Genomic DNA, 23,446 nt, shown 5'->3' with positions numbered 1-23,446 from the left:
GTGACCGGACGAGCTCGTCGCGTGACGGCGTCAGCACCAGTCGGCCGCCGCGTGCAGCAGCCAGTCGTGGGCACGGGCGATGTGTGGCAGCGCGAGGGTGCCGGTGCGCACCACCAGGAAGTATGTGCGCAGCGGCGGCACCGCCGGATCATGCAGGGCGACGATGTCCCCGCGCTCCAGGGCCGCGGCGCAGAGATAGCGCGGCAGTACCGCGAGCCCGGCGCCCGCGACCGCGCACGCCAGAACGGCGCGCAGGTCGGGAACGATGACGGCACCCGAGGCCGTGGGCCGGCAGTCGAAGACCGACGCCCAGTAGCGGGAGACGAATGGAAGCGACTCGTGCACCTCGACGACGGGGACGTTCTCCAGGGACGGTATGTCCTTGCAGGGGAAGCTCGTGGCGCCGAGCTGCTCGGCCCAGTGCGGGGCGGCGACCAGGACGTGCTCCTCGTCGCACAGGGCGGTCGCGGTGAGCAGGGTGCCGCGGGGGCGTGCCGTGCTGATGACCAGGTCGTGATGTCCGGCCGCCAGACCCTCCAGCGTCTCCTCGGCGGTGCCGAAGGAGGTGCGCAGCGTGAGGCGCCGGCCGTCGTCGCCGGTCAGTTCGGTGAGGACGGGCAGTGCCCGCTCGGCCGTGAACTCGGGCGGGCCTGCCAGATGCAGCGTCCGTGAGGAGGACTCCTCGTCGAGGCCGGTCTCGGTGATCTCCACCAGTGCGTCCAGATGAGGGGCCGCCTTGTGCGCGAGTTCGTCGCCGATGGTCGTCGGGGTCACTCCGCGGGCCTGCCGCAGGAAGAGAGGGCGGCCCAGCTGCCGCTCCAGGGTGCGGATCTGGGAGGTGACGGCCGGCTGGGAGAGCCCGAGCAGGGCCGCGGCGCGGGTGAAGGAGCCGGCCCGGTGCACGGTCACGAAGGTGCGCAGCAAGGCCAGATCCATGGCAGGCCCTCCCCTTTCGCCGCCTTTCCCCCAGGCCCCCCGGCCGTGCCCAACTATAAATAAGTCGATAGGTCTCTGTCGCTACTGTGATTGGACACTGACACAGAGTCAACTAGCCTTGTTCGCGCGGTTCTTCGCGCGCGGAACCGCAGGACGGTCCGAGCCACGAGGGGGGAGGCTCGGACCGTCCGATGTGCGTAGCCGGACCCCTGCGAGGCGTCCGGGAGGCCGTCAGAGCGCGGACTCCTCGAGCGCGCGCAGCACGTCGGCCACCAGATCCTCGGGGTCCTCCGCACCGACCGACAGCCGGATGAAGCCTTCCGGCACGGCGTCACCGCCCCAGCGTCCGCGCCGTTCGGCGGTGGAACGCACCCCGCCGAAGCTCGTGGCGTCGTCGACCAGCCGCAGCGCGTCGAGGAAGGCGTCGGCGCGTTCCCGTGAGGGCAGCACGAAGGAGACGACACAGCCGAAGCGCTGCATCTGCTGCGAGGCGATCTTGTGGGAGGGGTCGTCGGGCAGCCCGGGGTAGCGCAGCCCGGTGACGTCCGGGTGGCTCCGCAGCGCCTCCGCCACCTTCAGCGCCGTGGCGTCCTGCCGGTCGACGCGCAGCGCGAGCGTGGCGATGGACCGGTGTGCGAGCCAGGCCTCCATGGGACCCGGGATCGCCCCGATGATCTTGCGCCAGCGGCGTACGGCCGTCATGGCCTCGCCCGCGCGGCCGGTGACGTACCCCAGCAGGATGTCCCCGTGCCCGGTGAGCTGCTTGGTGCCGCTGGCCACGGAGAAGTCGGCGCCCAGCTCCAGCGGCCGCTGCCCGAGCGGGGTGGCGAGCGTGTTGTCGACGGCGACGAGCGCGCCCCGCGCGTGGGCCGCCTCGACCATGCGCCGGATGTCGCAGACGTCCAGCCCCGGGTTGGACGGGGACTCGATCCACAGCAGCTTCGCGCCGTCCAGGACCTCCAGCTGGGCGTCGCCGCCGGTCGGCGCGGTGCGCACCTCGATGCCGTACGCCTCCAGCTGGGCGCGGACCAGGGGCAGCACCTGGTAGCCGTCGCTGGGCAGGACGACCGCGTCACCGGCGTGCAGCTGGGAGAAGATCACCGAGGAGATGGCGGCCATGCCGGAGGCGAAGACCAGCGTCTCGACGCCGTCCGCCCCGGGGGCCTCCAGATCGCCGATCGCCTGCTCCAGCAGCGTCCAGGTCGGGTTCTCGTCCCGGCCGTAGGTGTAGGGGCCGGTGGGGTCGCCCGGGAGGTGGAAGTGCGCGGCGAAGACCGGGCCCGGGAGAGTGGGCTCGTGCTTGACCGGTTCGGGCAGCCCGGCCCGTACCGCGCGCGTGCCCTCTCCCGTACCGCTGCTGCCGTCGCCCGGCGTCGTGTCGCTCATGCCGCTCGTCCTTCCACGTGCTCGCGTACCGCGGCGAGCAGACCTGCGCTCGCCGCCTCCACCATCTCAAGGCACTCCTCGAAGCCGTCCACGCCCCCGTAGTAGGGGTCGGGCACGTCGAGGTCGGCCCCGGCCACCGGGTCGTAGGAGCGCAGCAGACGCACCTTCGCCGCGTCCTCCTCGGTGGGGGCCAGCCGGCGCAGCGCCTTGAGGTGGCCCGAGTCCAGCGCGATCACCAGGTCGAGGCGGGAGAACCAGGACGGCCGGAACTGGCGGGCGGTGTGGTCGATGGCGTAACCGGCCTCCTCCAGGACGGAGACGGTGCGCGGGTCGGCGCCCTCGCCCTCGTGCCAGCCGCCGGTTCCGGCGCTGTCGACCTCGACCAGGCCGCCGAGTCCGGCCTCCACCACGCGCGCGTGGAAGACGGACTCGGCCATCGGGGAGCGGCAGATGTTGCCGGTGCAGACGAAGCAGACGCGGTAGGTCATGAGGTTCAGTCTCCGTCGGGCAGGACGACGTTGAGGGCCCAGGAGACGATCGAGATGATCAGGCCGCCGAGTACGGCGGTCCAGAAGCCGTCCACGTGGAAGCTCAGGTCGGCCTTGTCGCACACCCACGAGGTCAGCAGCAGCATGAGCGCGTTCACGACGAGGGTGAACAGGCCCAGCGTGAGGATGAACAGGGGGAAGGTGAGCACCTTCACGATCGGCTTGACCACGGAGTTGACCAGGCCGAAGACGAGGGCGACGAGAATCAGCGTGCCGACCTTCTTGCCGGTGCTGTCCCCGGTCAGGGTGATCTTGTCGAGCAGCCATACGGCGACCGCCAGAGCACCCGCGTTGGCGATCGTCTTGACTACGAAATTCTTCATGTGTCTGATCGTGGCAGACGAAATCGGCCATGAGCAGTGAGCGAGGGCGGCAAACAGGAATGAAGGCATTCCGGCTGGACGAACTGGAGGCGGAGCGCGCCGCCAACGACGGTGCTTATCTGCAGTTCCTGCGGGAACGGAACATGTCGGTCGGCTTGTACGCGCTCGACGCCGGCGACCACGACCCGCAGAAGCCGCACCAGCAGGACGAGGTGTACGTCGTCGTCAGCGGCCGGGCCTCGCTCACCGTCGGACTGGAGACGACCGAGGTGGCGCGCGGCAGCGTGGTCTACGTGCCCGCCGGCGTCGCCCACAAGTTCCACCACATCAGCGAGGACCTCAGGGTCCTCGTGGTGTTCTCTCCGCCCGAGAGCTGACCCGGGGTCTCGGGGTTCCCTAGGGGTTCGGTCAGGGGGAGACAAGGGATGCGAGGCCCCCGCCGGCCCCTGCCCCCGCCCTAGCATCGGAGGCAGGACATGAACGATGCCCGGCCGGTGCCGGGTTCGGTGGCCCGGCACAGCACGGGCGGAGAGGTTGGGCGAGGGCGATGCGGGAGATTTTCGCGGGACTGCCGTGGTGGGTGAAGTGGATCGCGGTGCCGGTCATCGCTCTGGTCGTGTTCGGGGGCGTGATCGCGACCGTCGTGGGCTTCGTGATCGGCCTGCTGTTCAAGGCGCTGGTCTTCGTCGCCCTGGTCGGCGGACTGATCTACATCGTGCGGAAGTTCACCTCGAACTCCGCGTCACGCAGCGACTGGTGAGGTTCGCTCGCAGGGGCTCGCGTGGGTGCGCTCGCTGACCGCTGATCAGCGACAGCGAGCACTGGGTCCCTCGGCCGGGGGAAGTTTTCCGGACAGGCGGGCTGGAAGCGGCGGGGGACGGTTAAAGTCCGGAACCCGACGCGGGGAGGACGCCCCGCGCGGCGTACACCCCCGCACCCGTGTTCCCCGCACGGGCTCCCCCCTCGCACCGGGAGTGACCCTTGGCCACGGTCGACACCGCCCCCGCGGAACGGCACGCACCCCCCGCGCAGCCGTTCGGCTCCGCACCCCCACAGCAGCGGAGCGCCTCCTCGGACCCCGCCGGGCAGCAGCCCGCCGCGACGACCCTGATCAGCTCGGTCCAGCGGGCGATGCGCCTGCTGGAGACCGTCGCCGCGCACGAGCACGGCGCCACCGCCAAACACCTGGCCCGGACCACCGGACTGGCCCTGCCCACGGCCTACCACCTGCTGCGCACCCTCGTCCACGAGGGCTATCTGCGCCGGGAGAAAGGCCTGTTCTTCCTCGGTGACGCGGCCGAGCGGCTGAGCAGCGACGCGGCGGCGCAGAAACGTCGCAGCACGCTGGTCGAGGCACTCGCGCACTGGCGGGATTCCATCGGTGTCCCCGTCTACTACGCCCAGTACCGGGAGGGCGAGATCGAGGTCATGTGCGTCTCGGACACGCCGGGCAACCCGGCGGTCGAGGAGTGGGCAGACTTCCGGGAGACCGGCCACGCGCACGCCATCGGCCAGTGCCTGCTCTCCCAGTTGGACGAGGACGCGCGCCGTGACCACCTCGACCGGTATCCCGTCCAGGCCATCACCCCGTACACCGTGTCCGACAACGGCACGTTCCTGCGGCGTCTGGCGCGGATGCGGCGGATGGAGCCGGTGATCGAACGGCAGGAGTACGCCGTGGGGACCGCGTGCGCGGCCATCCCCCTCACCGTGGGCACCACGGCGGCGACGATGGCGATCTCCCTGCCCTACGACCAGGCCGACCGACTGCTGCCCGCCGCCCGCGCGTTGCAGGACGAAGTGGGACGGCTGCTCGGCACGATCGCGATCTCTATCAGTATCTGAAAACTCACTCCTTGTGATCTCTCGTGTACTTTCAGCAAGATTCCCGTAGTGTCAAGGGGTTCTTCCCGCCAGTCGACGGCAAATGACGGGGTAGCGATGCGCGAGTCCGCACAGGCAGTCCAGGCAGAGGTCATGATGAGCTTCCTCGTCTCCGAGGAGCTCTCCTTCCGTATCCCGGTGGAGTTGCGCTACGAGATCTGTGATCCCTACGCCGTGCGGCTGACCTTCCACCTGCCCGGTGACGCCCCGGTGACCTGGGCGTTCGGGCGCGAGTTGCTGATCGACGGGTTGGGGCGGCCCTGCGGCGAGGGCGATGTGCGGGTGTCACCCGTGGAGCCCGACGCCCTGAGCGAGGTGCTGATCCGGCTTCAGGTCGGCAGCGACCAGGCCCTCTTCCGCTCCTCGTCGGCCCCGCTGGTGGCCTTCCTCGACCGCACCGACAAGCTGGTGCCGCTCGGGCAGGAGGGCGCCCTCGCCGACTTCGACGCCCACCTCGACGAGGCGCTGGACCGCATCCTGGCGGAGGAGCAGAGCGCGGGCTGAAGCGTTACGGCAGGACGGCTGGCGTAACGCTTCCTCGCAGGTGCGAGGAAGCAGGAACGCTTCTTTCCCCGGGCGCGCCAGAGGTGGAGACGTGAAGCCGGTGGCGGCGGTCCGGCGTCTGGTCAGCGCTTGCGCCGACGCCCCCGGCCACCACGCGCGGGCGCCGGGCCGGTGGCCGCTGCCGTGCCCGGGGTGTCCGGACCCGGACGGTCGGCCGACACCACCAGAGCCGCCAGCGCCGTCGTGACGGGCACAGAGGCGACCAGACCGATCGAGCCGATCAGGGTGCGGACGATCTCCTCCGCGACCAGCTCACTGTTGGCGACGGTCCCCACGCTGCTCTGCGCGATCGAGAAGAGCAGCAGCAGCGGCAGCGCCGCGCCCGCGTAGGCCAGGACCAGCGTGTTGACCACGGACGCGATGTGGTCGCGCCCGATCCGGATGCCCGCCCGGTACAGCCCCCGCCAGCCCATCGACGGATTCGCCTCGTGCAGCTCCCATACCGCGGAGGTCTGGGTGACCGTCACATCGTCCAGCACGCCGAGCGAGCCGATGATGACGCCGGCGAGCAGCAGACCGCTCATGTCGATCGACGGGTACAGGCCGTGGATCAGGCCGGTGTTGTCGTCGGTGTTGCCGGTGAGGGCCGCCCAGCCGATGAACAGCGAACCCAGGACACCGATCAGCAGCAGCGAGACAAGAGTGCCGAGCACGGCCACGGATGTACGGGCCGACAGACCGTGGCACAGGTACAGGGCGATCAGCATGATGGCGCTCGCCCCGACCACCGCCACGATCAGCGGGTTCGAGCCCTGGAGGATCGCCGGCAGGATGAAGAAGTTGAGCACCAGGAAGCTGATGGCCAGCGCGACCAGCGCCATCACGCCCCTGAGCCGCCCGACCACCACGACGGCGAGCGCGAAGATGCCGGCCAGCAGCGCCATCGGGAAGCCTCGGTCGACATCGGTGACCGAGTACTGGAGGTCCTTCGGCGCGGAGGGCTCGTAGGCGACCACGACCTTCTGGCCCTCGTGCAGCTGACGGGTCTGGTCCGGCTGCACGATCTCGGTGAACGTACGGCCCTTGTCCTTGCCGGTGTCGACCCGGATCGTCACCTTCTTGCAGGTGCCGTTGGCCTGCTGCTGGGCGGAGGAGCCCTCGGCGGTGGAGGTGTCGCCGGTCGGGGTGGCGCCCGAGGCGTTGACGGAGCTGCAGCTCACCTCGTCGACCCGGGTGACCGTCGCCTGCTGCGTCTGACGGTCGAAGCCGACACCGGTGCGCTCGTGCGCGGGCGCTCCTCCGGGCCACAGCACGGCGAGCCCGATCAGCACCGCCGCCGCGAACGGGATGAGCACGGCCGCGATGACCTTGCGCAGATGCCGGGAGACGGGCGCGGCCGGGCCATGACTGTGGGAGTGACCGTGGCTGTGGCCGCCCGAGCCCGCTTCCTGGTGGGTCGGCTCGGCAGGGGGATACGGGGGCTGGTGTGGCATGGTCACCGACCGATCATCGCAAGAACGAGGGGGGCCCTCTGTTCACCGCGCCCGAATTGACGCTAGCGTGGAGGCACCTTTGCACACGCGGGAGCTCGGAGCACCGGGCTGAGAGGGCGCTGACCTCCGTCCCAGCCATGTTTCACGTGGAACATCACCGGAAACGAGTGACGTTCCCCACGAAACGTCGGCAGACGGAAACCGCTGCGTCGACCGCCGAACCTGTTACCGGGTAATGCCGGCGTAGGGAGTAGGTCTCATGACCAACAAGGACGCACGCACGCCTGCCTCCGTTCAGGACGAGAAGTCCCAGGAGGCCGGGAAGTCCATCGGCTGGCACAAGGCGTACGTCGAGGGCTCACGCCCCGACGTTCGGGTGCCGGTCCGTCAGGTGCATCTCACCAACGGGCAGTCGGTCACGCTGTACGACACTTCAGGCCCGTACACCGATCCACTCGTCGAGACCGACGTCCGCAGGGGCCTGACGCCGCTGCGGGAGAACTGGATCGTCGCCCGCGGCGACACCGAGGAGTACGCGGGTCGTCCCGTCCGTCCCGAGGACGACGGGATCAAGCACACCTCGCCGCGTGGCGGACTGCGCAACCTCGACGCCGTCTTCCCCGGGCGTCCGCGCCAGCCCCGCCGCAGCCGCGACGGCAAGGCCGTCACCCAGCTCGCGTACGCGCGCCGCGGGGAGATCACGCCCGAGATGGAGTTCGTGGCCATCCGGGAGAACGTCTCTCCGGAGGTCGTCCGGGAGGAGATCGCGGCGGGCCGGGCCGTGCTTCCCGCGAACGTGAACCACCCGGAGATCGAGCCGATGATCATCGGCAAGCGCTTCCTGGTGAAGGTCAACGCCAACATCGGCAACTCGGCCGTGACGTCCTCCATCGAGGAGGAGGTCGAGAAGATGACCTGGGCGACCCGTTGGGGTGCCGACACGGTCATGGACCTGTCCACCGGCCGCAACATCCACACCACCCGCGAGTGGGTGCTGCGCAACTCCCCCGTGCCGATCGGCACCGTCCCGCTCTACCAGGCGCTGGAGAAGGTCGACGGCAAGGCCGAGGAGCTGACCTGGGAGATCTACAAGGACACGGTCATCGAGCAGGCCGAGCAGGGCGTGGACTACATGACCGTCCACGCCGGCGTGCGTCTGGCGTACGTGCCGCTCACGGCCAACCGCAAGACCGGCATCGTCTCGCGCGGCGGCTCCATCATGGCGGCCTGGTGCCTGGCCCACCACAAGGAATCGTTCCTGTACGAGAACTTCGAGGAACTCTGCGAGATCCTCGCCGCCTACGACGTCACCTACTCCCTCGGTGACGGCCTCAGGCCCGGTTCGATCGCCGACGCCAACGACGAGGCGCAGTTCGCGGAACTGCGCACGCTCGGGGAACTCAACCGGATCGCCAGGCGTTTTGACGTACAGACGATGATCGAGGGCCCCGGTCACGTCCCGATGCACAAGATCAAGGAGAACATCGACCTTCAGCAGGAGATCTGCGATGAAGCTCCGTTCTATACGCTCGGCCCGCTGACCACGGACGTCGCGCCGGCGTACGACCACATCACCTCCGGCATCGGTGCCGCGATGATCGCCTGGTGGGGCACGGCCATGCTCTGCTACGTCACGCCCAAGGAGCACTTGGGCCTGCCCAACCGTGACGACGTCAAGACCGGCGTCATCACCTACAAGATCGCCGCCCACGCAGCCGACCTCGCCAAGGGGCACCCAGGTGCGCAGGAGTGGGACGACGCGCTGTCCGACGCCCGGTTCGAGTTCCGGTGGGAGGACCAGTTCAACCTCGCGCTGGACCCGGACACGGCACGGGAGTTCCACGACGAGACCCTGCCGGCGGAGCCGGCCAAGACGGCCCATTTCTGCTCGATGTGCGGGCCGAAGTTCTGCTCGATGAAGATCTCGCAGGACATCCGCCGCGAGCACGGCTCCACCAAGAACGAGATCGAGGAGGGCATGGCACAGAAGTCGAAGGAGTTCGCGGCCGCGGGCAACCGCGTGTATCTGCCCATAGCGGACTGACCCAGCGGCAACTGATCCGCTGTCAGGCCGTAGTCCCTGCCCCGCCGCTCACGCGGCTGCCGGTTCGCTGCCCGGTCAGTCGCGTGCGGGGCGGTGGTTCACCCGGCCTGCGCTCTCCATGAGCGGGGGCGCAAGCCGAGGGGCTATTCCGGCTGGTGCTCCGGCCCCCCGAAGCCCGGACCGCTGTAGTCGGGGCTCGTGAAGCTCGGGCGAGGGCCCGCTGCCGGGCCGTCGTCGGGACTGGTGAAGCCCGGGCGGTCGTAGCCCAGGCGCGGGATGCGGTTGTTCGGCACGGACGGGGTCGTACGGTGCGCGGTGGGCGTCGTACCGGGGTCGGCCAGGGCCTCCCGCAGGAACGGCATGATGCCCCGTTCCAGCAGGGCCTCCCGCCAGGCGTCCCTGGCCCGGGCCACCTCCTCGTGCAGTTCGCCGTAGGGTCCGGCGTCGAGCGGGGGCCGGTTGCGTAGGGCGGTGATCAGCAGTCCGACCGTGGCGACGAGGATCGAGGCCGCGGTCAGGGCGCCGAACGCCCAGCCGGCGGTGAGCATGGTCCGGGCGAAGGCCGGCTGCGGGTCGAGCATCTTCAGGATGTAGCCGACGAGCAGGAAGATCGCCGCGGCGGTTCCGGCGAGGACCGGTGCCAGGACCGCGACGACGGCCACGGCGCCCGCGCCCGCCGTCTCGGCGACCTCGCCCACGGTGGCGGCGAGGACGGTCGCGCCGCCCGCGCCCGGCTCCGCGGAGTCGGACGTGGCAGGGGACGAGGGGGCGGCCGGCGCCGGGTGGCGCAGTTCCTCGCGGACCTTCACGTAGTGCTGGTACTCGGTCGCCGCGGCCACCGTGATGAGGGCGGTGGCGTTGAGTGCCATGGTGCGCAGTTGTTCGGAGTTGAGCCGCTGTCCGACGGCGGCCAATTCCGGGCGGTGTGGTGCGGAGCGCAGCGCCTTGTCGAGGAGCCGCTCGTACTCCTGGCGGTCCTCACTCAGCAGGTGCTGCGGAACGCTGTTCATGTGCATCCCCCGATGCTCCGTAGGGCTTGGGGCTCGCATGACGAACGAGCCGTCGGGCAGAAACGGAGGGGAGCCTGCTACGGATAAGCCGATGGTAGAGCGGTCACGCCGTGCCGTGACAGGGGGTTTCCACAAATTCGCCCCGGGCCTGCACCGCCGGTGATCGCTCCGGGCGGGGAGATGCCCGCCCGGTGAACGCTCAGATATCCAGCGGAAGTTGCTGGACCAGCAGCTTTCCGGCCATGGTCACTCCGCCGTCCATGGCGATGGCGAGGCCGTCGGCGTAGACGTGCGGGCCCTCCACGACCGGGCCGGTGCCGTCCTCGCCGTCCTCGGAGCCCACCTCGCCGAGCAGGTACGGGATGGGGCTGTGGCCGTGGACGATGCGGGTGCCGCCGTAGGTGTCGAGCAGCGAGCGCACGGCGTCGGCGCCGCCCTCGTCACGGAAGGCGAAGCGCTTGGTGAACTTGCGGAAGAGGTCCCAGACCTCGTCGGCGTCGTTGCGGGTGAGAGTCTCGCGGACGGTGTCGTTGACCTCTTCGATCGAGCTGCCGTAGTCGAGGTAGGCGGTGGTGTCCGAGTGGACGAGCAGATGGCCGTCGGTCTCGGTGAGTGCGTCCAGGCGGGCCATCCACTGCAGGTGGTGGTCCTGGAGGCGGTCCATGTCGGTCTTCTGGCCACCGTTGAGCAGCCAGGCCGCCTGGAAGGTGGCGGTGCCCGCGCCGGAGTTGACGGGAGTGTCGCCGAACCGCTTGGCGCCCAGCAGCAGCAGCTCGTGGTTGCCCATGAGGGCCTTGCAGTAGCCGCCCGCAGCGGCGGCCTCGGCGGACAGCCGCATCACGAGGTCGATGACGCCGATGCCGTCGGGGCCGCGGTCGGTGAAGTCGCCGAGGAACCACAGCCGGGCGGTGCCCGCGCACCACTGGCCGGAGGCGTCGACGAGCCCCTTCTCCTGGAGCGCGGCGATCAGCTCGTCCAGGTAGCCGTGCACATCGCCGACGACGAACAGGGGGCCCGGACCGGCGGCCGGCTGCGGCGCCGGCGCGGCGGGGGCGGTGGCGGGGTCCACCGTCACCTGGACCGTGTCACCCCGATTGATGACGGGCAGATCGCGCTGGGTGGGGGTGTACCCCTCCGGGAGGTCCCCCGGCTCCTCGACGGGCCTGACGGGCTCGCCGGGAAGGGAGCTGTGGGCGTACGGACCGGTCTCGTGGACGTACGCGGGCACCCGGAAGTCGCGCAGCGTCGCCGTCCGCTCCACCTCGGGTCCCTGACCGGCCCCCTGAGTCATCGACCCCTCCACCATCGCGCCGCATCTGCACCGCATCGGACTGCCTGGTCGCAGCGGCCCGCGGTGTCGTGGGCCCATCATAGGAATGCGGATCGTGCCGTGTGATGACCCAGGGGTGGTGAATCGGAGCAAGACTCCAGTTCACCGCGGCATTCGCCCCTTTTGGGAAGGGCTTTCCCTCTCGGGTGACGACCTGCTGACCCCGCTGACCGGCCGCCCGGCCCGCCGGTCGCCCCGGCGCCGCGATGTCACCCGGGCGCCGCCCTTGCCGGCCCGGCTCCCCGCGCCAAACCCCCGGCTCCCCGGTTTCTGCCGGGGAACCGCTCCTACCGCTCCGGGGTGCGCGGCGGGCTGACCGTCGTACGGGGCGGGCGGCGCTGCGAGGACGTGCGGATGATCAGCTCCGTCGGTATCACCTGCTCGACCGGCTGGTCCGACTCCACGCCTTCGATGGCGTCGATGAGCAGCTGCACCACGGCCGTGCCGATGCGCCGCGGCTTCAGCGACAGGGTGGTGATCGGCGGCTCGGTGTTGGCGTACACGGTGGACTCGCTGCAGCAGACCAGCAGCAGGTCGTCGGGGACGCGCAGGCCGTAGCGGCGGGCGGCGGCGAGCAGGTCGGTGCCGTTGGGGTCGAACAGGCCGTAGACGGCGTCGGGCCGGTCGGGCCGGGCGAGCAGCCGGTCGGCGGCGACGGCACCCGCGCAGGGGTCGTGCGCCGGGTAGGCCTCGTAGACGGGGTCCTGGCCCACCCGCTCGCACCAGCGCAGGTAGGCGGTGGTCGACAGGTGGGTGTAGGTGTCCGTCGTGGTGCCGGTGAGCAGGCCGATCCGGCGGGCGCCAGCCTCGGCGAGGTGGTCGAGGATGCCGAGGACGGCGGCCTCGTGGTCGTTGTCGACCCAGGCGGTGACCGGGAGCGAGCCGGCCGGGCGGCCGTCGGAGACGACCGGTAAACCCTGGCGGACCAGCTCGCTGACGACCGGGTCCTGGTCGGACGGGTCGATGACGACGGTGCCGTCGAGCGCGACGTTCGACCACACGTCGTGGCGCGAGGTCGCGGGCAGGATCACCAGCGCGTAGCCGCGGGCGAGCGCGGCGGAGGTGGCGGCCCGGGCCATCTCGGCGAAGTACGCGAACTCGGTGAAGGTGAAAGGTTCATCCCCGTACGTCGTGACGGTCAGGCCGATGAGGCCGGACTTGCCGGTACGGAGGGTGCGGGCCGCCGCCGACGGGCGGTAGCCCAGCCGGTCGGCGACTTCCCGCACATGGCGTCGGGTGGCATCAGGGAGCCGGCCCTTGCCGTTCAGGGCATCCGAGACGGTCGTGATGGACACTCCGGCGGCGGCGGCCACGTCCCTGATGCCCGCTCGTCCCGGCCGGCTTCCTCGGCGTGAGGTTTCCGCGCGGCTCACCTGATGCTTCCCTGCTGCTGTCATGGCGAGCCGATAGTAGGGCTCATGCGGTGGGGTAGGGCGGACGCATATGCAGGCGTTGACAGGCACGTTTCTGCAAGGTGTTGGCCCGTCAAATACCTCTGAATACAAGGAACTTGTGCCGGTTTATGCTCGGACGTGGCGTGTCCGCGCGCATGGGCCTGCCAAGTGCCCGATGTCTCGAAGAGGTCTCAACTCACCTGCACGAGGGATGCGCGCCACGGCGTGAGCCACCGGCGCGTAGATATATGTGTGGCGCGCCCCCCGATTCCCACGCCTTCGTGTGGCTTCATACGGTGTTGCCCCTGATGTCAGTGGGGCGGATGAGGTTGTCTGCGGACGAGGCGCCGACGGACCGCTGAGGGGGATCCGAGGCGGCCCGGGCGGTCGCCGGGGCGCCGGGTTTTCCGCGCACCTGTACGCAGGAGAGCCGAATCCTCATAAGGTGAGCAGTATTGGAATGCCGGCGGCGGTGACGGGGCCGCCGGGGGTCGCGAGGAGGACTGCGGTGAGCGAGACGAGCCCCAAGCTGCGCGCCGAGCTGGAGGGGATCCCCACCTACAAGCCGGGCAAGCCGGCCGCGGCCGGTGGGCCGGTGGCGTACAAGCTGTCCTCCAACGAGAACCCGTATCCGCCGCTGCCCGGCGTGCTGGAGAGCGTGAGCGCGGCGGCCTGCGACTTCAACCGCTACCCGGACATGGCCTGCACCGGCCTGATGAACGAGCTGTCGGAGCGCTTCGGCGTCCCGCTCGCCCACCTCGCCACCGGCACCGGCTCGGTCGGCGTCGCCCAGCAGCTGCTCCAGGCGACCGCCGGCCCGGGCGACGAGGTCATCTACGCCTGGCGCTCCTTCGAGGCGTACCCGATCATCACGCAGATCAGCGGGGCGCGGTCGGTTCAGGTGCCGCTGACCTCGGGTGATGTGCACGACCTCGACGCGATGGCCGACGCCGTCACCGACCGGACGCGCCTGATCTTCGTCTGCAACCCCAACAACCCCACCGGAACGGTCGTGAAGCGGGCCGAGCTGGAGCGGTTCCTGGACCGGGTGCCGAGTGATGTTCTGGTCGTGCTGGACGAGGCCTACCGCGAGTTCGTCCGCGACGCCGAGGTGCCCGACGGTGTGGAGCTGTACCGGGACCGCCCGAACGTCTGCGTGCTGCGTACGTTCTCCAAGGCGTACGGCCTCGCCGGGCTGCGGGTCGGCTTCGCGATCGCCCATGAGCCGGTGGCGGCGGCGCTGCGCAAGACGGCGGTGCCCTTCGGTGTGAGCCAGCTGGCGCAGGACGCGGCGGTCGCCTCGCTGCGCGCGGAGGACGAGCTGCTCGGGCGGGTCGGCTCGCTGGTGTGCGAGCGCACCCGGGTGGTGGACGCGCTGCGGGCGCAGGGCTGGACGGTGCCCGACACCCAGGCCAACTTCGTGTGGCTGCGGCTGGGGGAGCGCACGGTCGCCTTCGCTCAGGCGTGTGAGCAGGCAGGTGTGGTGGTCCGGCCGTTCCCCGGCGAGGGTGTGCGGGTCACGATCGGTGAGACCGAGGCGAACGACATCTTCCTGAAGGCGGCGGAGGGCTTCCGCAAGGACCTCTAGCGCTTCACCGGCTTCTCCGCGGCATGCGCGGCACTGGCGGGCTCCACGGGTACGGCGTGGGGCCCGTCGGTCGTTTCACGGGGTCCGCGGGCACGGCGGGCGCGTGACGGACCGGCTCAGTCCGTCACCAGCTCCACCCGCACCGGATCCCCGTCGCGGACCGTCGCCAGCAGGCGGGGGTCGCCGTCGAGCCGGCCGAGGATGTTGCAGGGGCTCGCGAGGCGGCACTCGTCGCCGCGGGAGATCGGCGTGGGGCCGTAGGGGAGGGCCAGGGCGTCGCCGTCGGTCCAGAAGGCGACCGTGCCCGGCTCGACGACCTGACGGGCGTCGGTTTCACGTGAAACGGCGACGCCGGTGTCGAAGTAGACCTCCTCTCCCCAGGTGCGAGCGACGGAGACCAGCGGCAGCGCCTTGGCGAGCGCCTGGGTGGTCGGGGTGTCGTCGAGGGCCGCGGTGAGGTGCCCCGCGGGCCAGGAGATCCGGATGCGTGTGCTGTGCGTCTGCATGCCGCGCAATTCAACAAGATGTTGAACTTGCTGCCAAGAGGGTGCCGGGAAGGTCAAGGGGGGACCCCCCTTCGAGGGCCGAAAATCAGTGCGTCATAATGGCTTGTGAATGTGAACGCGTTCACAATCGTGTCCCGGTTGATCCGCAGTTGTGTGTGACATAAGGGGCAAAGCTGCCGCTGCACCACGGCGAGGTAAGGAGAGACGACGTGGACCTGGCTTTGGCGCCCGAGACACTGGCGCGCTGGCAGTTCGGCATCACCACCGTCTACCACTTCCTGTTCGTCCCCCTGACCATCTCCCTCGCCGCCCTCACCGCTGGCCTGCAGACCGCGTGGGTGCGCACGGAGAAGGAGAAGTACCTCAGGGCGACCAAGTTCTGGGGCAAGCTCTTCCTGATCAACATCGCGATGGGTGTCGTCACCGGCATCGTGCAGGAGTTCCAGTTCGGCATGAACTGGTCGGACTACTCGCGCTTCGTCGGCGACATCTTCGGGGCGCCGCTCGCCTTCGAGGCCCTGATCGCCTTCTTCTTCGAGTCGACCTTCATCGGCCTGTGGATCTTCGGCTGGGACAAGCTGCCGAAGAAGATCCATCTCGCCTGCATCTGGATGGTCTCCCTCGGCACGATCCTGTCGGCCTACTTCATCCTCGCGGCGAACTCCTGGATGCAGCACCCGGTCGGCTACCGGATCAACCAGGAGAAGGGGCGCGCCGAACTCACCGACTTCTGGGCGGTGCTCACCCAGAACACCGCGCTCAGCCAGGCCTTCCACACCCTCTCCGCGGCCTTCCTGACCGGCGGCGCCTTCATGGTCGGCATCGCCGCCTTCCACCTGGCCCGCAAGAAGCACATCCGGGAGATGAAGACCTCGCTGCGGCTCGGCCTGGTGACCGTGGTCGTCGCCGGCCTGCTCACCGCGGTCAGCGGGGACGTCCTCGGCAAGGTCATGTTCAAGCAGCAGCCGATGAAGATGGCCGCGGCCGAGGCCCTGTGGGACGGCGAGAAGCCCGCACCGTTCTCGATCTTCGCCTACGGCGACGTCGAGAAGGGCCACAACAGCGTGGCCATCGAGATCCCCGGCCTGCTGTCCTTCCTCGCCAACGACGACTTCACCTCGTACGTCCCCGGCATCAACGACGTCAACAAGGCCGAGCAGGAGAAGTTCGGGCCCGGCGACTACCGGCCCAACATCCCGGTCACCTTCTGGGGCTTCCGCTGGATGATCGGCTTCGGCATGGCGTCCTTCGCCATCGGCATGGCGGGACTGTGGCTGACCCGCAAGAAGTTCCTGCTGCCGCAGCACCTGCGGGTCGCTGAGGACGAGATCCCGCACCTGGTGCTCTTCAAGAACAAGGCGCTCAGCCCGAAGCTCACCACCTGGTACTGGCGCATCGCGATCTGGACCCTGGCCTTCCCGCTGATCGCCAACTCCTGGGGCTGGATCTTCACCGAGATGGGCCGCCAGCCGTGGGTCGTCTACGGCGTCCTGCAGACCCGCGACGCGGTCTCCCCCGGTGTCTCCCAGGGCGAGGTCCTCACCTCGATGCTCGTCTTCACCGCGCTGTACGCGATCCTCGCGGTCGTCGAGGTCAAGCTGCTCGCCAAGTACGTCAAGGCCGGCCCGCCCGAGCTGACCGAGGCCGACCTGAACCCGCCCACGAAGATCGGCGGCGACACCCGTGACGCCGACAAGCCGATGGCCTTCTCGTACTAGGCCGAGGGAGCTGCACAGTCATGGAACTGCACGACGTCTGGTTCGTCCTGATCGCCGTCCTGTGGACCGGCTACTTCTTCCTGGAGGGATTCGACTTCGGGGTCGGCGTCCTCACCCGGCTGCTCGCCCGCAACCGGCCCGAGCGGCGCGTGCTGATCAACACGATCGGCCCGGTCTGGGACGGCAACGAGGTCTGGCTGCTCACCGCGGGCGGCGCGACCTTCGCCGCCTTCCCCGAGTGGTACGCCACGCTCTTCTCCGGCTTCTACCTGCCGCTGCTGGTCATCCTGGTCTGCCTGATCGTGCGCGGTGTCGCCTTCGAGTACCGGGCGAAGCGGCCCGAGGAGAACTGGCAGCGCAACTGGGAGACGGCGATCTTCTGGTCCTCGCTCATCCCCGCCTTCCTGTGGGGCGTGGCCTTCGGCAACCTCGTGCGAGGCGTCAAGATCGACCGGAACCTGGAGTACGTCGGGAACCTCTGGGACCTGCTCAACCCGTACGCGCTGCTCGGCGGCCTGGTGACGCTGACGCTCTTCACCTTCCACGGCGCGGTGTTCACGGCGCTCAAGACCGTCGGGGAGATCCGGGAGCGGGCGCGGACGCTGGCGTTCAAGGTCGGCCTCGCCACCGCTGTGCTGGCGCTGCTGTTCCTGGGCTGGACGCAGCTCGACAGCGGTGACGCCAAGAGCCTGGTCGCGCTGGTCGTCGCGGTCGCCGCGCTGGTCGCCGCCCTGGCGGCCAATCAGGCCGGGCGGGAAGGCTGGTCGTTCGCCCTGTCCGGCATCACCATCGTGGCCACCGTCGCGATGCTGTTCCTGACGCTCTTCCCGAACGTCATGCCGTCTACGCTGAACGAGGAGTGGAGCCTCACGGTCACCAACGCCTCGTCGAGCCCGTACACCCTGAAGATCATGACCTGGTGTGCCGGCATCGCCACGCCGCTGGTGCTGCTCTACCAGGGCTGGACCTACTGGGTCTTCCGTAAGCGCATCGGTACGCAGCACATCGCCGAAGCCGCACACTGAGTCCGACCGGGGTGTGTTTCACGTGAAACACACCCCTCTGGACCGAAGGGCCTGTTTCACGTGAAACCGATCGACCCGCGCCTTCTCCGCCACGCTCGCGCCACTCGCCTCTTCCTGGCCGCGGTCGTCGGCCTGGGCGCGCTCGGTGCCGGCCTGGTCATCGCGCAGGCCATGCTGATCGCCGAGGTCGTGGTCGGTGCCTTCCAGCACGGCCTGTCGGTTTCCGCCCTCCGCACTCCCCTGCTGCTTCTGGTCGCCGTCGCCGGCGGCCGTGCCCTGGTCGCCTGGTTCACCGAACTCGCCGCCCACCGGGCCAGCGCCGCGGTCAAGTCGGAGCTGCGCGGCCGCCTGCTGGAGCGGGCGTCCCGGCTGGGCCCGGGCTGGCTCAGCGGCCAGCGCACCGGATCCCTGGTCACCCTGGCCACCCGTGGCATCGACGCGCTGGACGACTACTTCTCCCGCTACCTGCCGCAGCTGGGCCTCGCCGTGGTCGTGCCGGTGGCGGTGCTGGCGCGGATCGTCACCGAGGACTGGGTCTCGGCCGCCATCATCGTCGCCACGCTGCCGCTGATCCCCGTCTTCATGGTGCTGATCGGCTGGGCCACCCAGGCCCGGATGGACCGCCAGTGGCGGCTGCTCTCCCGGCTCTCGGGGCACTTCCTCGACGTGGTCGCGGGGCTGCCCACCCTGAAGGTCTTCGGGCGGGCCAAGGCGCAGGCCGAGTCGATCCGTCGCATCACCGGCGAGTACCGCCAGGCCACCCTGCGCACGCTGCGGATCGCCTTCCTCTCCTCCTTCGCGCTGGAGCTGCTGTCCACGCTCTCGGTGGCGCTGGTCGCCGTGACCATCGGCATGCGGCTCGTCCATGGCGAGATGGACCTCTACGACGGACTGGTCGTCCTCGTGCTGGCGCCCGAGGCGTATCTGCCGCTGCGGCAGGTCGGCGCGCAGTACCACGCGGCGGCCGAGGGACTGGCCGCGGCGGAGGAGATCTTCGCCGTGCTGGAGGCGCCCCTGCCGGAGTCGGGCACGGCCGCCGTGCCCACGGGCGGCATCGCCGTCGAGGGCGTGACGGTCCGCTACCCCGGCCGGTCCGCGGACGCGGTGACGAAGGCGTCGTTCTCCGTGGAGCCGGGGGAGACGGTGGCACTCGTCGGCCCCAGCGGCGCCGGCAAGTCGACGCTGCTGCACGTGCTGCTGGGCTTCGTCCGGCCGGCCGAGGGGCGGGTGCGCATCGGGGGAGCCGATCTCGCCGACCTCGACCTGGAGCAGTGGCGGTCGCGGATCGCCTGGGTGCCGCAGCGCCCTCACCTGTACGCCGGGACCATCGCGGAGAACATACGGCTGGCGCGTCCCGACGCCGACGACACCGCCGTACGGCAGGCCCTCGCGGACGCCGGAGCGCTGGAGTTCGTCGACGCGCTGCCCGAGGGCGCGCGGACGGTGCTCGGCGAGGACGGCGCCGGGCTGTCCGCCGGTCAGCGGCAGCGGCTGGCGCTGGCCCGTGCGTTCCTCGCGGACCGGCCGGTGCTGCTCCTCGACGAGCCGACCGCCGCGCTGGACGGCCGGACCGAGGCGGAGGTCGTCGAGGCGGTCCGGCGGCTGGCCGTCGGCCGCACGGTCCTCCTCGTGGTGCACCGCCCGGCGCTCCTCGCGGCGGCGGACCGGGTCGTGCGGTTGACGGGCGCCGAGGCACCGGCGGCCACGGCGACGGTCACGGCCGCGCACGCGTCCGGCGCTCCCACCGCGGCCGTCCCCGCCCCGGCGCCCTCGGCAGAGCGGGCCACCCCCGCACCGGAACCTGCCCGCGCCCCCGAGTCCACCCCGGCTCCCCTCCTGGCCGCCTCCGGTGTTCTCGGCCGGGTCCGGGCCATGTCCGGTGCGCGGCGCGGGCGGCTGGTGCTGGCGCTGCTGCTGGGGAGCCTCGCGCTCGGCAGTGCGGTGGGGCTCATGGGCACCTCCGGCTGGCTGATCTCGCGTGCCTCGCAGCAGCCGCCCGTGCTGTACCTGATGGTGGCCGTGACGGCGACGCGGGCCTTCGGTATCGGGCGGGCCGTGTTCCGCTACACCGAGCGGCTCGTCTCACACGACGCCGTGCTGCGGATGCTGGCCGACACCCGGGTGGCCGTCTACCGCCGCCTGGAGCGGCTAGCGCCCGCGGGGCTGCGCGGCACCCGTCGGGGCGACCTGCTGTCGCGGCTGGTGGCGGACGTCGACGCCCTGCAGGACTACTGGCTGCGCTGGCTGCTGCCCGCGGGTGCCGCCGTGGTGGTCTCCGCCGCGTCCGTCGGCTTCACCGCATGGCTGCTGCCCGAGGCCGGAGCGGTGCTCGCGGCCGGACTGCTCGCGGCCGGCGCCGGCGTACCGCTCCTGACGGGCGCGGTGGCCCGGCGTGCCGAGCGCCGGCTGGCCCCGGCCCGCGGAAGTCTCGCCACCCGGGTCACCGACCTGCTCACGGGCACCGCCGAACTGACCGTCGCGGGCGCCCTGTCCGCGCGGACCGCCGAGGCGCGCCGCGCCGACACCGCGCTCACCCGGATCGCCTCGCGCACCGCCACGGCCACCGCCCTCGGCGACGGCCTCACCGCCCTGGTCTCGGGCCTGACCGTCGCCGCGGCCGCGCTGGTCGGGGCGCGGGCGGTCGCCGATGGCCGGCTGGACGGCGTCCTCATGGCCGTCGTCGTGCTCACTCCCCTGGCCGCCTTCGAGGCCGTGCTCGGGATGCCGCTCGCCGCGCAGTACCGGCAGCGGGTGGGCAAGAGCGCGGAGCGCGTGTACGACGTCCTGGACTCCCCCGAGCCGGTACGCGAACCGGCGCGGCCCGGCGCCGCACCGGCGGTGCCCTTCCCGGTCGTCGTCGAGGGGCTGACCGCCCGCCACGCCGGGCAGGAGCGCGACGCCCTCGCCGGCGTCGACCTGACCCTCACCCGGGGCCGCAGGGTCGCCGTCGTCGGGCCGTCGGGGTCGGGCAAGACGACGCTCGCGCAGGTGCTGCTGCGCTTCCTGGACGCGGACGCCGGCACCTACACGCTGGGCGGCGTCGACGCGGACGCGCTCGACGGCGACGACGTGCGGCGGCTGGTCGGGCTGTGCGCGCAGGACGCGCACCTCTTCGACAGTTCGGTGCGCGAGAACCTGCTGCTGGCGAAGAAGGACGCCACGGAGGAGGAGCTGCGCGCGGCGCTCGCGCGGGCCCGGCTGCTGGAGTGGGCCGACAGCCTGCCGGACGGGCTGGACACACTGGTCGGCGAGCACGGGGCCCGGCTGTCGGGCGGCCAGCGGCAGCGGCTCGCGCTGGCCCGGGCGCTGCTCGCGGACTTCCCCGTCCTGGTGCTGGACGAGCCGGCCGAGCACCTCGACCTGCCGACCGCCGACGCGCTCACCGCCGACTTGCTGGCCGCGACGGAGGGCCGTACGACCCTGCTCATCACGCACCGGCTGGCGGGGCTTGAAGCAGTGGACGAGGTGTTGGTCCTGGACGCGGGGCGGATCGTGCAGCGCGGCTCCTACGCCGAGCTGTCGGCCGTGGACGGGCCCCTGCGGCGGATGGCCGAGCGCGAGGCGGAGGCGGAAGGACTGCTCGTGGCCTGAGCGCACCCGGCCGACGGATCGTCAGACATGCCGACCAGGCACACTTTTGCGCCATCCGTGGCGTCGCGTCCCCCGTGCGTACGACTCGAACAGGACCCGGCCGGGCGAGTGGGGCCACGATCGCTGACATGCGCTCATCTCGCCGTCATCCCCTGCTCGTTCCGGCACTGCTGTGCGCGCTGGCGCTCCTGGCGGCGCGCCCCACGTCGGCCGACGGCGAGCCGGGCGACGGCCCCGGCGACGGGGCGGGCGAGGGCATCAGCGCGCAGGTGGCGCGGCTGTACCGGGACGCGGAGGTGGCGACGCAGCGGTACGAGGCGGGGCGGCGGGACGCGGAGGTGCAGCGGGCGCAGGCCGAGCGCTACGAGGGACTGCTGGAGCGCGAGCGGAGGGAGATCGCCGCGCTCCACGAGGACCTGGGACGGATCGCGCGGGCCCAGTACCGCAGCGGTGGCGGACTGCCGCTGACCGCGCAGATCATCCTCGCCGACACCCCCGACCAGCTGATGCGCGGCCGGCAGGTCTTCTCGCAGGCGCAGCTGGCCGTGAACAACGCCATCGACAAGAGCCGGCGGGCCGAGGCGAGGCTCCGGGCAGACCAGGCGAAGGCGCGGTCCGCCTGGCAGGCGCTGGAGCGGCACAACACCGAACTCACCGTGCTGAAGCAGGAGATCGACGACAAGCTGGAGCAGGCCCGCCGGCAGTTGCAGGGGCAGGCCGACGTCTCCGTCGCGGCGGGCAGCTGCCGGGGCGCCGTACGGCTCGACCAGCCGCCGGTCGACGGCACGCGCGCGTGGGTGGCGCCCGTGGAGTCGTACGAGCTGTCGGCGGGCTTCGGCAGCGGAGGTGCCCGGTGGGCGCACCGGCACACGGGGCAGGACTTCGCCGTGCCGATCGGCACGCCCGTGCGGGCGGTCGGCGCGGGCCGCGTGGTGCGGGTGTCCTGCGGGGGCGCCTTCGGCATCGAGGTCGTGGTGCAGCACCCGGGCGGCTACTACACGCAGTACGCCCATCTCGCCGCCGTCACCGTCGACCAGGGGGAGCGGGTGCTGGCCGGGCAGTGGGTCGGGCAGTCCGGCACGAGCGGCAACTCCACCGGACCGCACCTGCACTTCGAGGTGCGGGTCACGCCCGAGATGGGCTCGGCGCTGGACCCGCTGCCCTGGCTGGCCGAACGCGGTGTGCAGGTGGGCTGACCGACGGCCGGCCGCCACCGGCCGGCTACGGCAGCTCCGCCAGCAGCCGCTCGATCACGACCGCCACGCCGTCCTCGTTGTTGGCGACGGTCCGCCCCGAGGCCGCCGCGATGACGTCCGGGTGGGCGTTGCCCATGGCGTACGAGCGGCCGGCCCAGGTCAGCATCTCGACGTCGTTGGGCATGTCCCCGAAGGCGACGACCTGCTCGTGGGAGATACCGCGCTCGGCGCAGCACAGGGCGAGCGTGCTCGCCTTGGAGACGCCGGGGCCGCTGATCTCCAGCAGGGCGCTGGGGCTGGAGCGGGTGACGTTGGCGCGGTCGCCGAGGGCCAGGCGGGCCAGCGTCAGGAAGGCGTCCGGGTCGAGGGTGGGGTGGTAGGCGAGGATCTTCAGCACCGGCTCGTCGGGCAGCGGCCCGTCGGGGCCCAGCAGCTCCTCGGCCGACAGCAGGATGTCCGGGACCTCCATGTGCAGCTTGGGGTAGTCCGGCTCCTGGTTGAAGCCGTACGTCTGCTCGATCGCGTACACCGTGCCCGGTGCGGCGTCGCGCAGCAGCCGTACGGCGTCCAGCGCGTTCTCCCTGGCCAGCTCGCGCACCTTCACGAAGCGGTGGGCGCCGGGGCCGCCGTGCAGGTCGACCACGGCGGCGCCGTTGCCGCAGATCGCCAGGCCGTGGCCGTGGACGTGGTCGCTGACGACGTCCATCCAGCGGGCCGGGCGGCCGGTGACGAAGAAGACCTCGATACCGGCCTCCTCCGCCGCGGCCAGTGCGGCGACCGTGCGCGCGGACACCGACTTGTCGTCGCGCAGCAGGGTGCCGTCCAGGTCGGTGGCGATCAGTCGCGGCGGAACAGTGGAGGCCGGGGTCTCGGGCTGTCGAGTCGCTGAGGTCACCCGGCCATTCTCCCGCATATGCCTGCACGCCCGTGCGGAAGTCCGCACATCTGAGGGATTACCCCACAGCCGAAC

Annotated in this window: 20 protein-coding genes; 10 read left to right on the top strand and 10 right to left on the bottom strand. The window is 71.0% G+C overall.

Translation table 11 applies throughout. The features are described from left to right. Nucleotides 1-30: 30 nt before the first annotated feature. From IE308_RS23880 to IE308_RS23865, 4 genes are all read right to left on the bottom strand, one after another. Nucleotides 31-936, bottom strand: coding sequence for a LysR family transcriptional regulator (locus IE308_RS23880; RefSeq protein ID WP_190219507.1), 906 nt, complete (start codon nucleotides 934-936; stop codon nucleotides 31-33). A gap of 231 nt (nucleotides 937-1,167) precedes the next feature. After that, nucleotides 1,168-2,322, bottom strand: coding sequence for a cystathionine gamma-lyase (locus tag IE308_RS23875; protein WP_190219506.1), 1,155 nt, complete (start codon nucleotides 2,320-2,322; stop codon nucleotides 1,168-1,170). Then, nucleotides 2,319-2,810, bottom strand: coding sequence for a low molecular weight protein-tyrosine-phosphatase (locus tag IE308_RS23870; RefSeq protein WP_190219505.1), 492 nt, complete (start codon nucleotides 2,808-2,810; stop codon nucleotides 2,319-2,321). The genes IE308_RS23875 and IE308_RS23870 overlap by 4 nt, the downstream gene beginning before the upstream one ends. Nucleotides 2,811-2,815: 5 nt before the next feature. Then, nucleotides 2,816-3,193 (bottom strand): phage holin family protein, encoded by a 378-nt coding sequence (locus IE308_RS23865; protein ID WP_190219504.1) that lies wholly within the window; start codon nucleotides 3,191-3,193, stop codon nucleotides 2,816-2,818. A gap of 59 nt (nucleotides 3,194-3,252) precedes the next feature. Between IE308_RS23865 and IE308_RS23860 the strand changes: the two genes are divergently transcribed. From IE308_RS23860 to IE308_RS23845, 4 genes are all read left to right on the top strand, one after another. Beyond that, nucleotides 3,253-3,570: a cupin domain-containing protein gene (locus tag IE308_RS23860; protein ID WP_190219826.1), complete on the top strand. Its 318-nt coding sequence runs from the start codon at nucleotides 3,253-3,255 to the stop codon at nucleotides 3,568-3,570. Between the two features lie 170 nt (nucleotides 3,571-3,740). Further along, nucleotides 3,741-3,953, top strand: coding sequence for a DUF5326 family protein (locus tag IE308_RS23855; RefSeq protein ID WP_110629165.1), 213 nt, complete (start codon nucleotides 3,741-3,743; stop codon nucleotides 3,951-3,953). A gap of 221 nt (nucleotides 3,954-4,174) precedes the next feature. Next, nucleotides 4,175-5,038 (top strand): IclR family transcriptional regulator, encoded by an 864-nt coding sequence (locus IE308_RS23850; protein WP_190219503.1) that lies wholly within the window; start codon nucleotides 4,175-4,177, stop codon nucleotides 5,036-5,038. Nucleotides 5,039-5,134: 96 nt separating this feature from the next. Next, the gene (locus IE308_RS23845) at nucleotides 5,135-5,581 is read left to right on the top strand and encodes an SsgA family sporulation/cell division regulator (RefSeq protein ID WP_190219502.1); all 447 of its coding nucleotides are present in this window, start codon (nucleotides 5,135-5,137) and stop codon (nucleotides 5,579-5,581) included. Nucleotides 5,582-5,703: 122 nt separating this feature from the next. Here the strand turns inward: IE308_RS23845 and IE308_RS23840 are convergent, their stop codons facing one another. Continuing rightward, entirely contained in the window at nucleotides 5,704-7,074 is a 1,371-nt protein-coding gene (locus IE308_RS23840) for a YibE/F family protein (protein WP_190219825.1), read from the bottom strand. A gap of 259 nt (nucleotides 7,075-7,333) precedes the next feature. Between IE308_RS23840 and thiC the strand changes: the two genes are divergently transcribed. Beyond that, nucleotides 7,334-9,118 carry a phosphomethylpyrimidine synthase ThiC gene (gene thiC / locus IE308_RS23835; RefSeq protein ID WP_229909018.1) on the top strand — a complete coding sequence of 595 codons (1,785 nt, stop codon included), beginning with the start codon at nucleotides 7,334-7,336 and terminating at the stop codon, nucleotides 9,116-9,118. Nucleotides 9,119-9,261: 143 nt separating this feature from the next. On the opposite strand, the gene IE308_RS23830 is transcribed toward thiC, so the two are convergent. The 3 genes from IE308_RS23830 to IE308_RS23820 all read right to left on the bottom strand — a co-directional run bounded on the left by IE308_RS23830 (nucleotide 9,262) and on the right by IE308_RS23820 (nucleotide 12,855). Beyond that, nucleotides 9,262-10,134, bottom strand: coding sequence for a hypothetical protein (locus IE308_RS23830; RefSeq protein WP_190219501.1), 873 nt, complete (start codon nucleotides 10,132-10,134; stop codon nucleotides 9,262-9,264). A 193-nt stretch (nucleotides 10,135-10,327) separates the two neighbouring features. Continuing rightward, nucleotides 10,328-11,434: a metallophosphoesterase gene (locus IE308_RS23825; protein WP_268256492.1), complete on the bottom strand. Its 1,107-nt coding sequence runs from the start codon at nucleotides 11,432-11,434 to the stop codon at nucleotides 10,328-10,330. A gap of 311 nt (nucleotides 11,435-11,745) precedes the next feature. Continuing rightward, nucleotides 11,746-12,855 (bottom strand): LacI family DNA-binding transcriptional regulator, encoded by a 1,110-nt coding sequence (locus IE308_RS23820; protein ID WP_110629160.1) that lies wholly within the window; start codon nucleotides 12,853-12,855, stop codon nucleotides 11,746-11,748. Nucleotides 12,856-13,360: 505 nt separating this feature from the next. On the opposite strand from IE308_RS23820, the gene hisC reads away from it, so the two are divergent. Further along, the gene (gene hisC / locus IE308_RS23815) at nucleotides 13,361-14,440 is read left to right on the top strand and encodes a histidinol-phosphate transaminase (RefSeq protein ID WP_190219499.1); all 1,080 of its coding nucleotides are present in this window, start codon (nucleotides 13,361-13,363) and stop codon (nucleotides 14,438-14,440) included. Between the two features lie 116 nt (nucleotides 14,441-14,556). On the opposite strand, the gene IE308_RS23810 is transcribed toward hisC, so the two are convergent. After that, nucleotides 14,557-14,946 carry a cyclophilin-like fold protein gene (locus tag IE308_RS23810; RefSeq protein ID WP_190219498.1) on the bottom strand — a complete coding sequence of 130 codons (390 nt, stop codon included), beginning with the start codon at nucleotides 14,944-14,946 and terminating at the stop codon, nucleotides 14,557-14,559. Between the two features lie 209 nt (nucleotides 14,947-15,155). Between IE308_RS23810 and IE308_RS23805 the strand changes: the two genes are divergently transcribed. The 4 genes from IE308_RS23805 to IE308_RS23790 all read left to right on the top strand — a co-directional run bounded on the left by IE308_RS23805 (nucleotide 15,156) and on the right by IE308_RS23790 (nucleotide 22,476). Continuing rightward, on the top strand, nucleotides 15,156-16,664 hold the full coding sequence (locus IE308_RS23805) for a cytochrome ubiquinol oxidase subunit I (protein ID WP_190219497.1): 1,509 nt from the start codon (nucleotides 15,156-15,158) through the stop codon (nucleotides 16,662-16,664). 20 nt (nucleotides 16,665-16,684) lie between these two features. Further along, a complete protein-coding gene (gene cydB, locus IE308_RS23800) occupies nucleotides 16,685-17,689 on the top strand; it encodes a cytochrome d ubiquinol oxidase subunit II (protein ID WP_190219496.1) in 1,005 nt (334 codons plus the stop codon). A 60-nt stretch (nucleotides 17,690-17,749) separates the two neighbouring features. Then, nucleotides 17,750-21,280 carry a thiol reductant ABC exporter subunit CydD gene (gene cydD / locus IE308_RS23795; protein WP_190219495.1) on the top strand — a complete coding sequence of 1,177 codons (3,531 nt, stop codon included), beginning with the start codon at nucleotides 17,750-17,752 and terminating at the stop codon, nucleotides 21,278-21,280. Nucleotides 21,281-21,408: 128 nt separating this feature from the next. Beyond that, complete coding sequence (locus tag IE308_RS23790) at nucleotides 21,409-22,476, top strand: M23 family metallopeptidase (RefSeq protein ID WP_190219494.1); 1,068 nt, start codon at nucleotides 21,409-21,411, stop codon at nucleotides 22,474-22,476. 25 nt (nucleotides 22,477-22,501) lie between these two features. Here IE308_RS23790 and IE308_RS23785 read toward each other — a convergent pair whose 3' ends face one another. Next, the gene (locus IE308_RS23785; RefSeq protein ID WP_190219493.1) at nucleotides 22,502-23,389 is read right to left on the bottom strand and encodes an HAD hydrolase family protein; all 888 of its coding nucleotides are present in this window, start codon (nucleotides 23,387-23,389) and stop codon (nucleotides 22,502-22,504) included. Nucleotides 23,390-23,446: the final 57 nt, after the last annotated feature.

The organism is Streptomyces griseosporeus, from assembly GCF_014656055.1.
In the GTDB taxonomy this organism is placed as follows: Bacteria; Actinomycetota; Actinomycetes; order Streptomycetales; family Streptomycetaceae; genus Streptomyces; species Streptomyces griseosporeus.
This window is presented reverse-complemented; position numbering and strand designations above follow the sequence as displayed.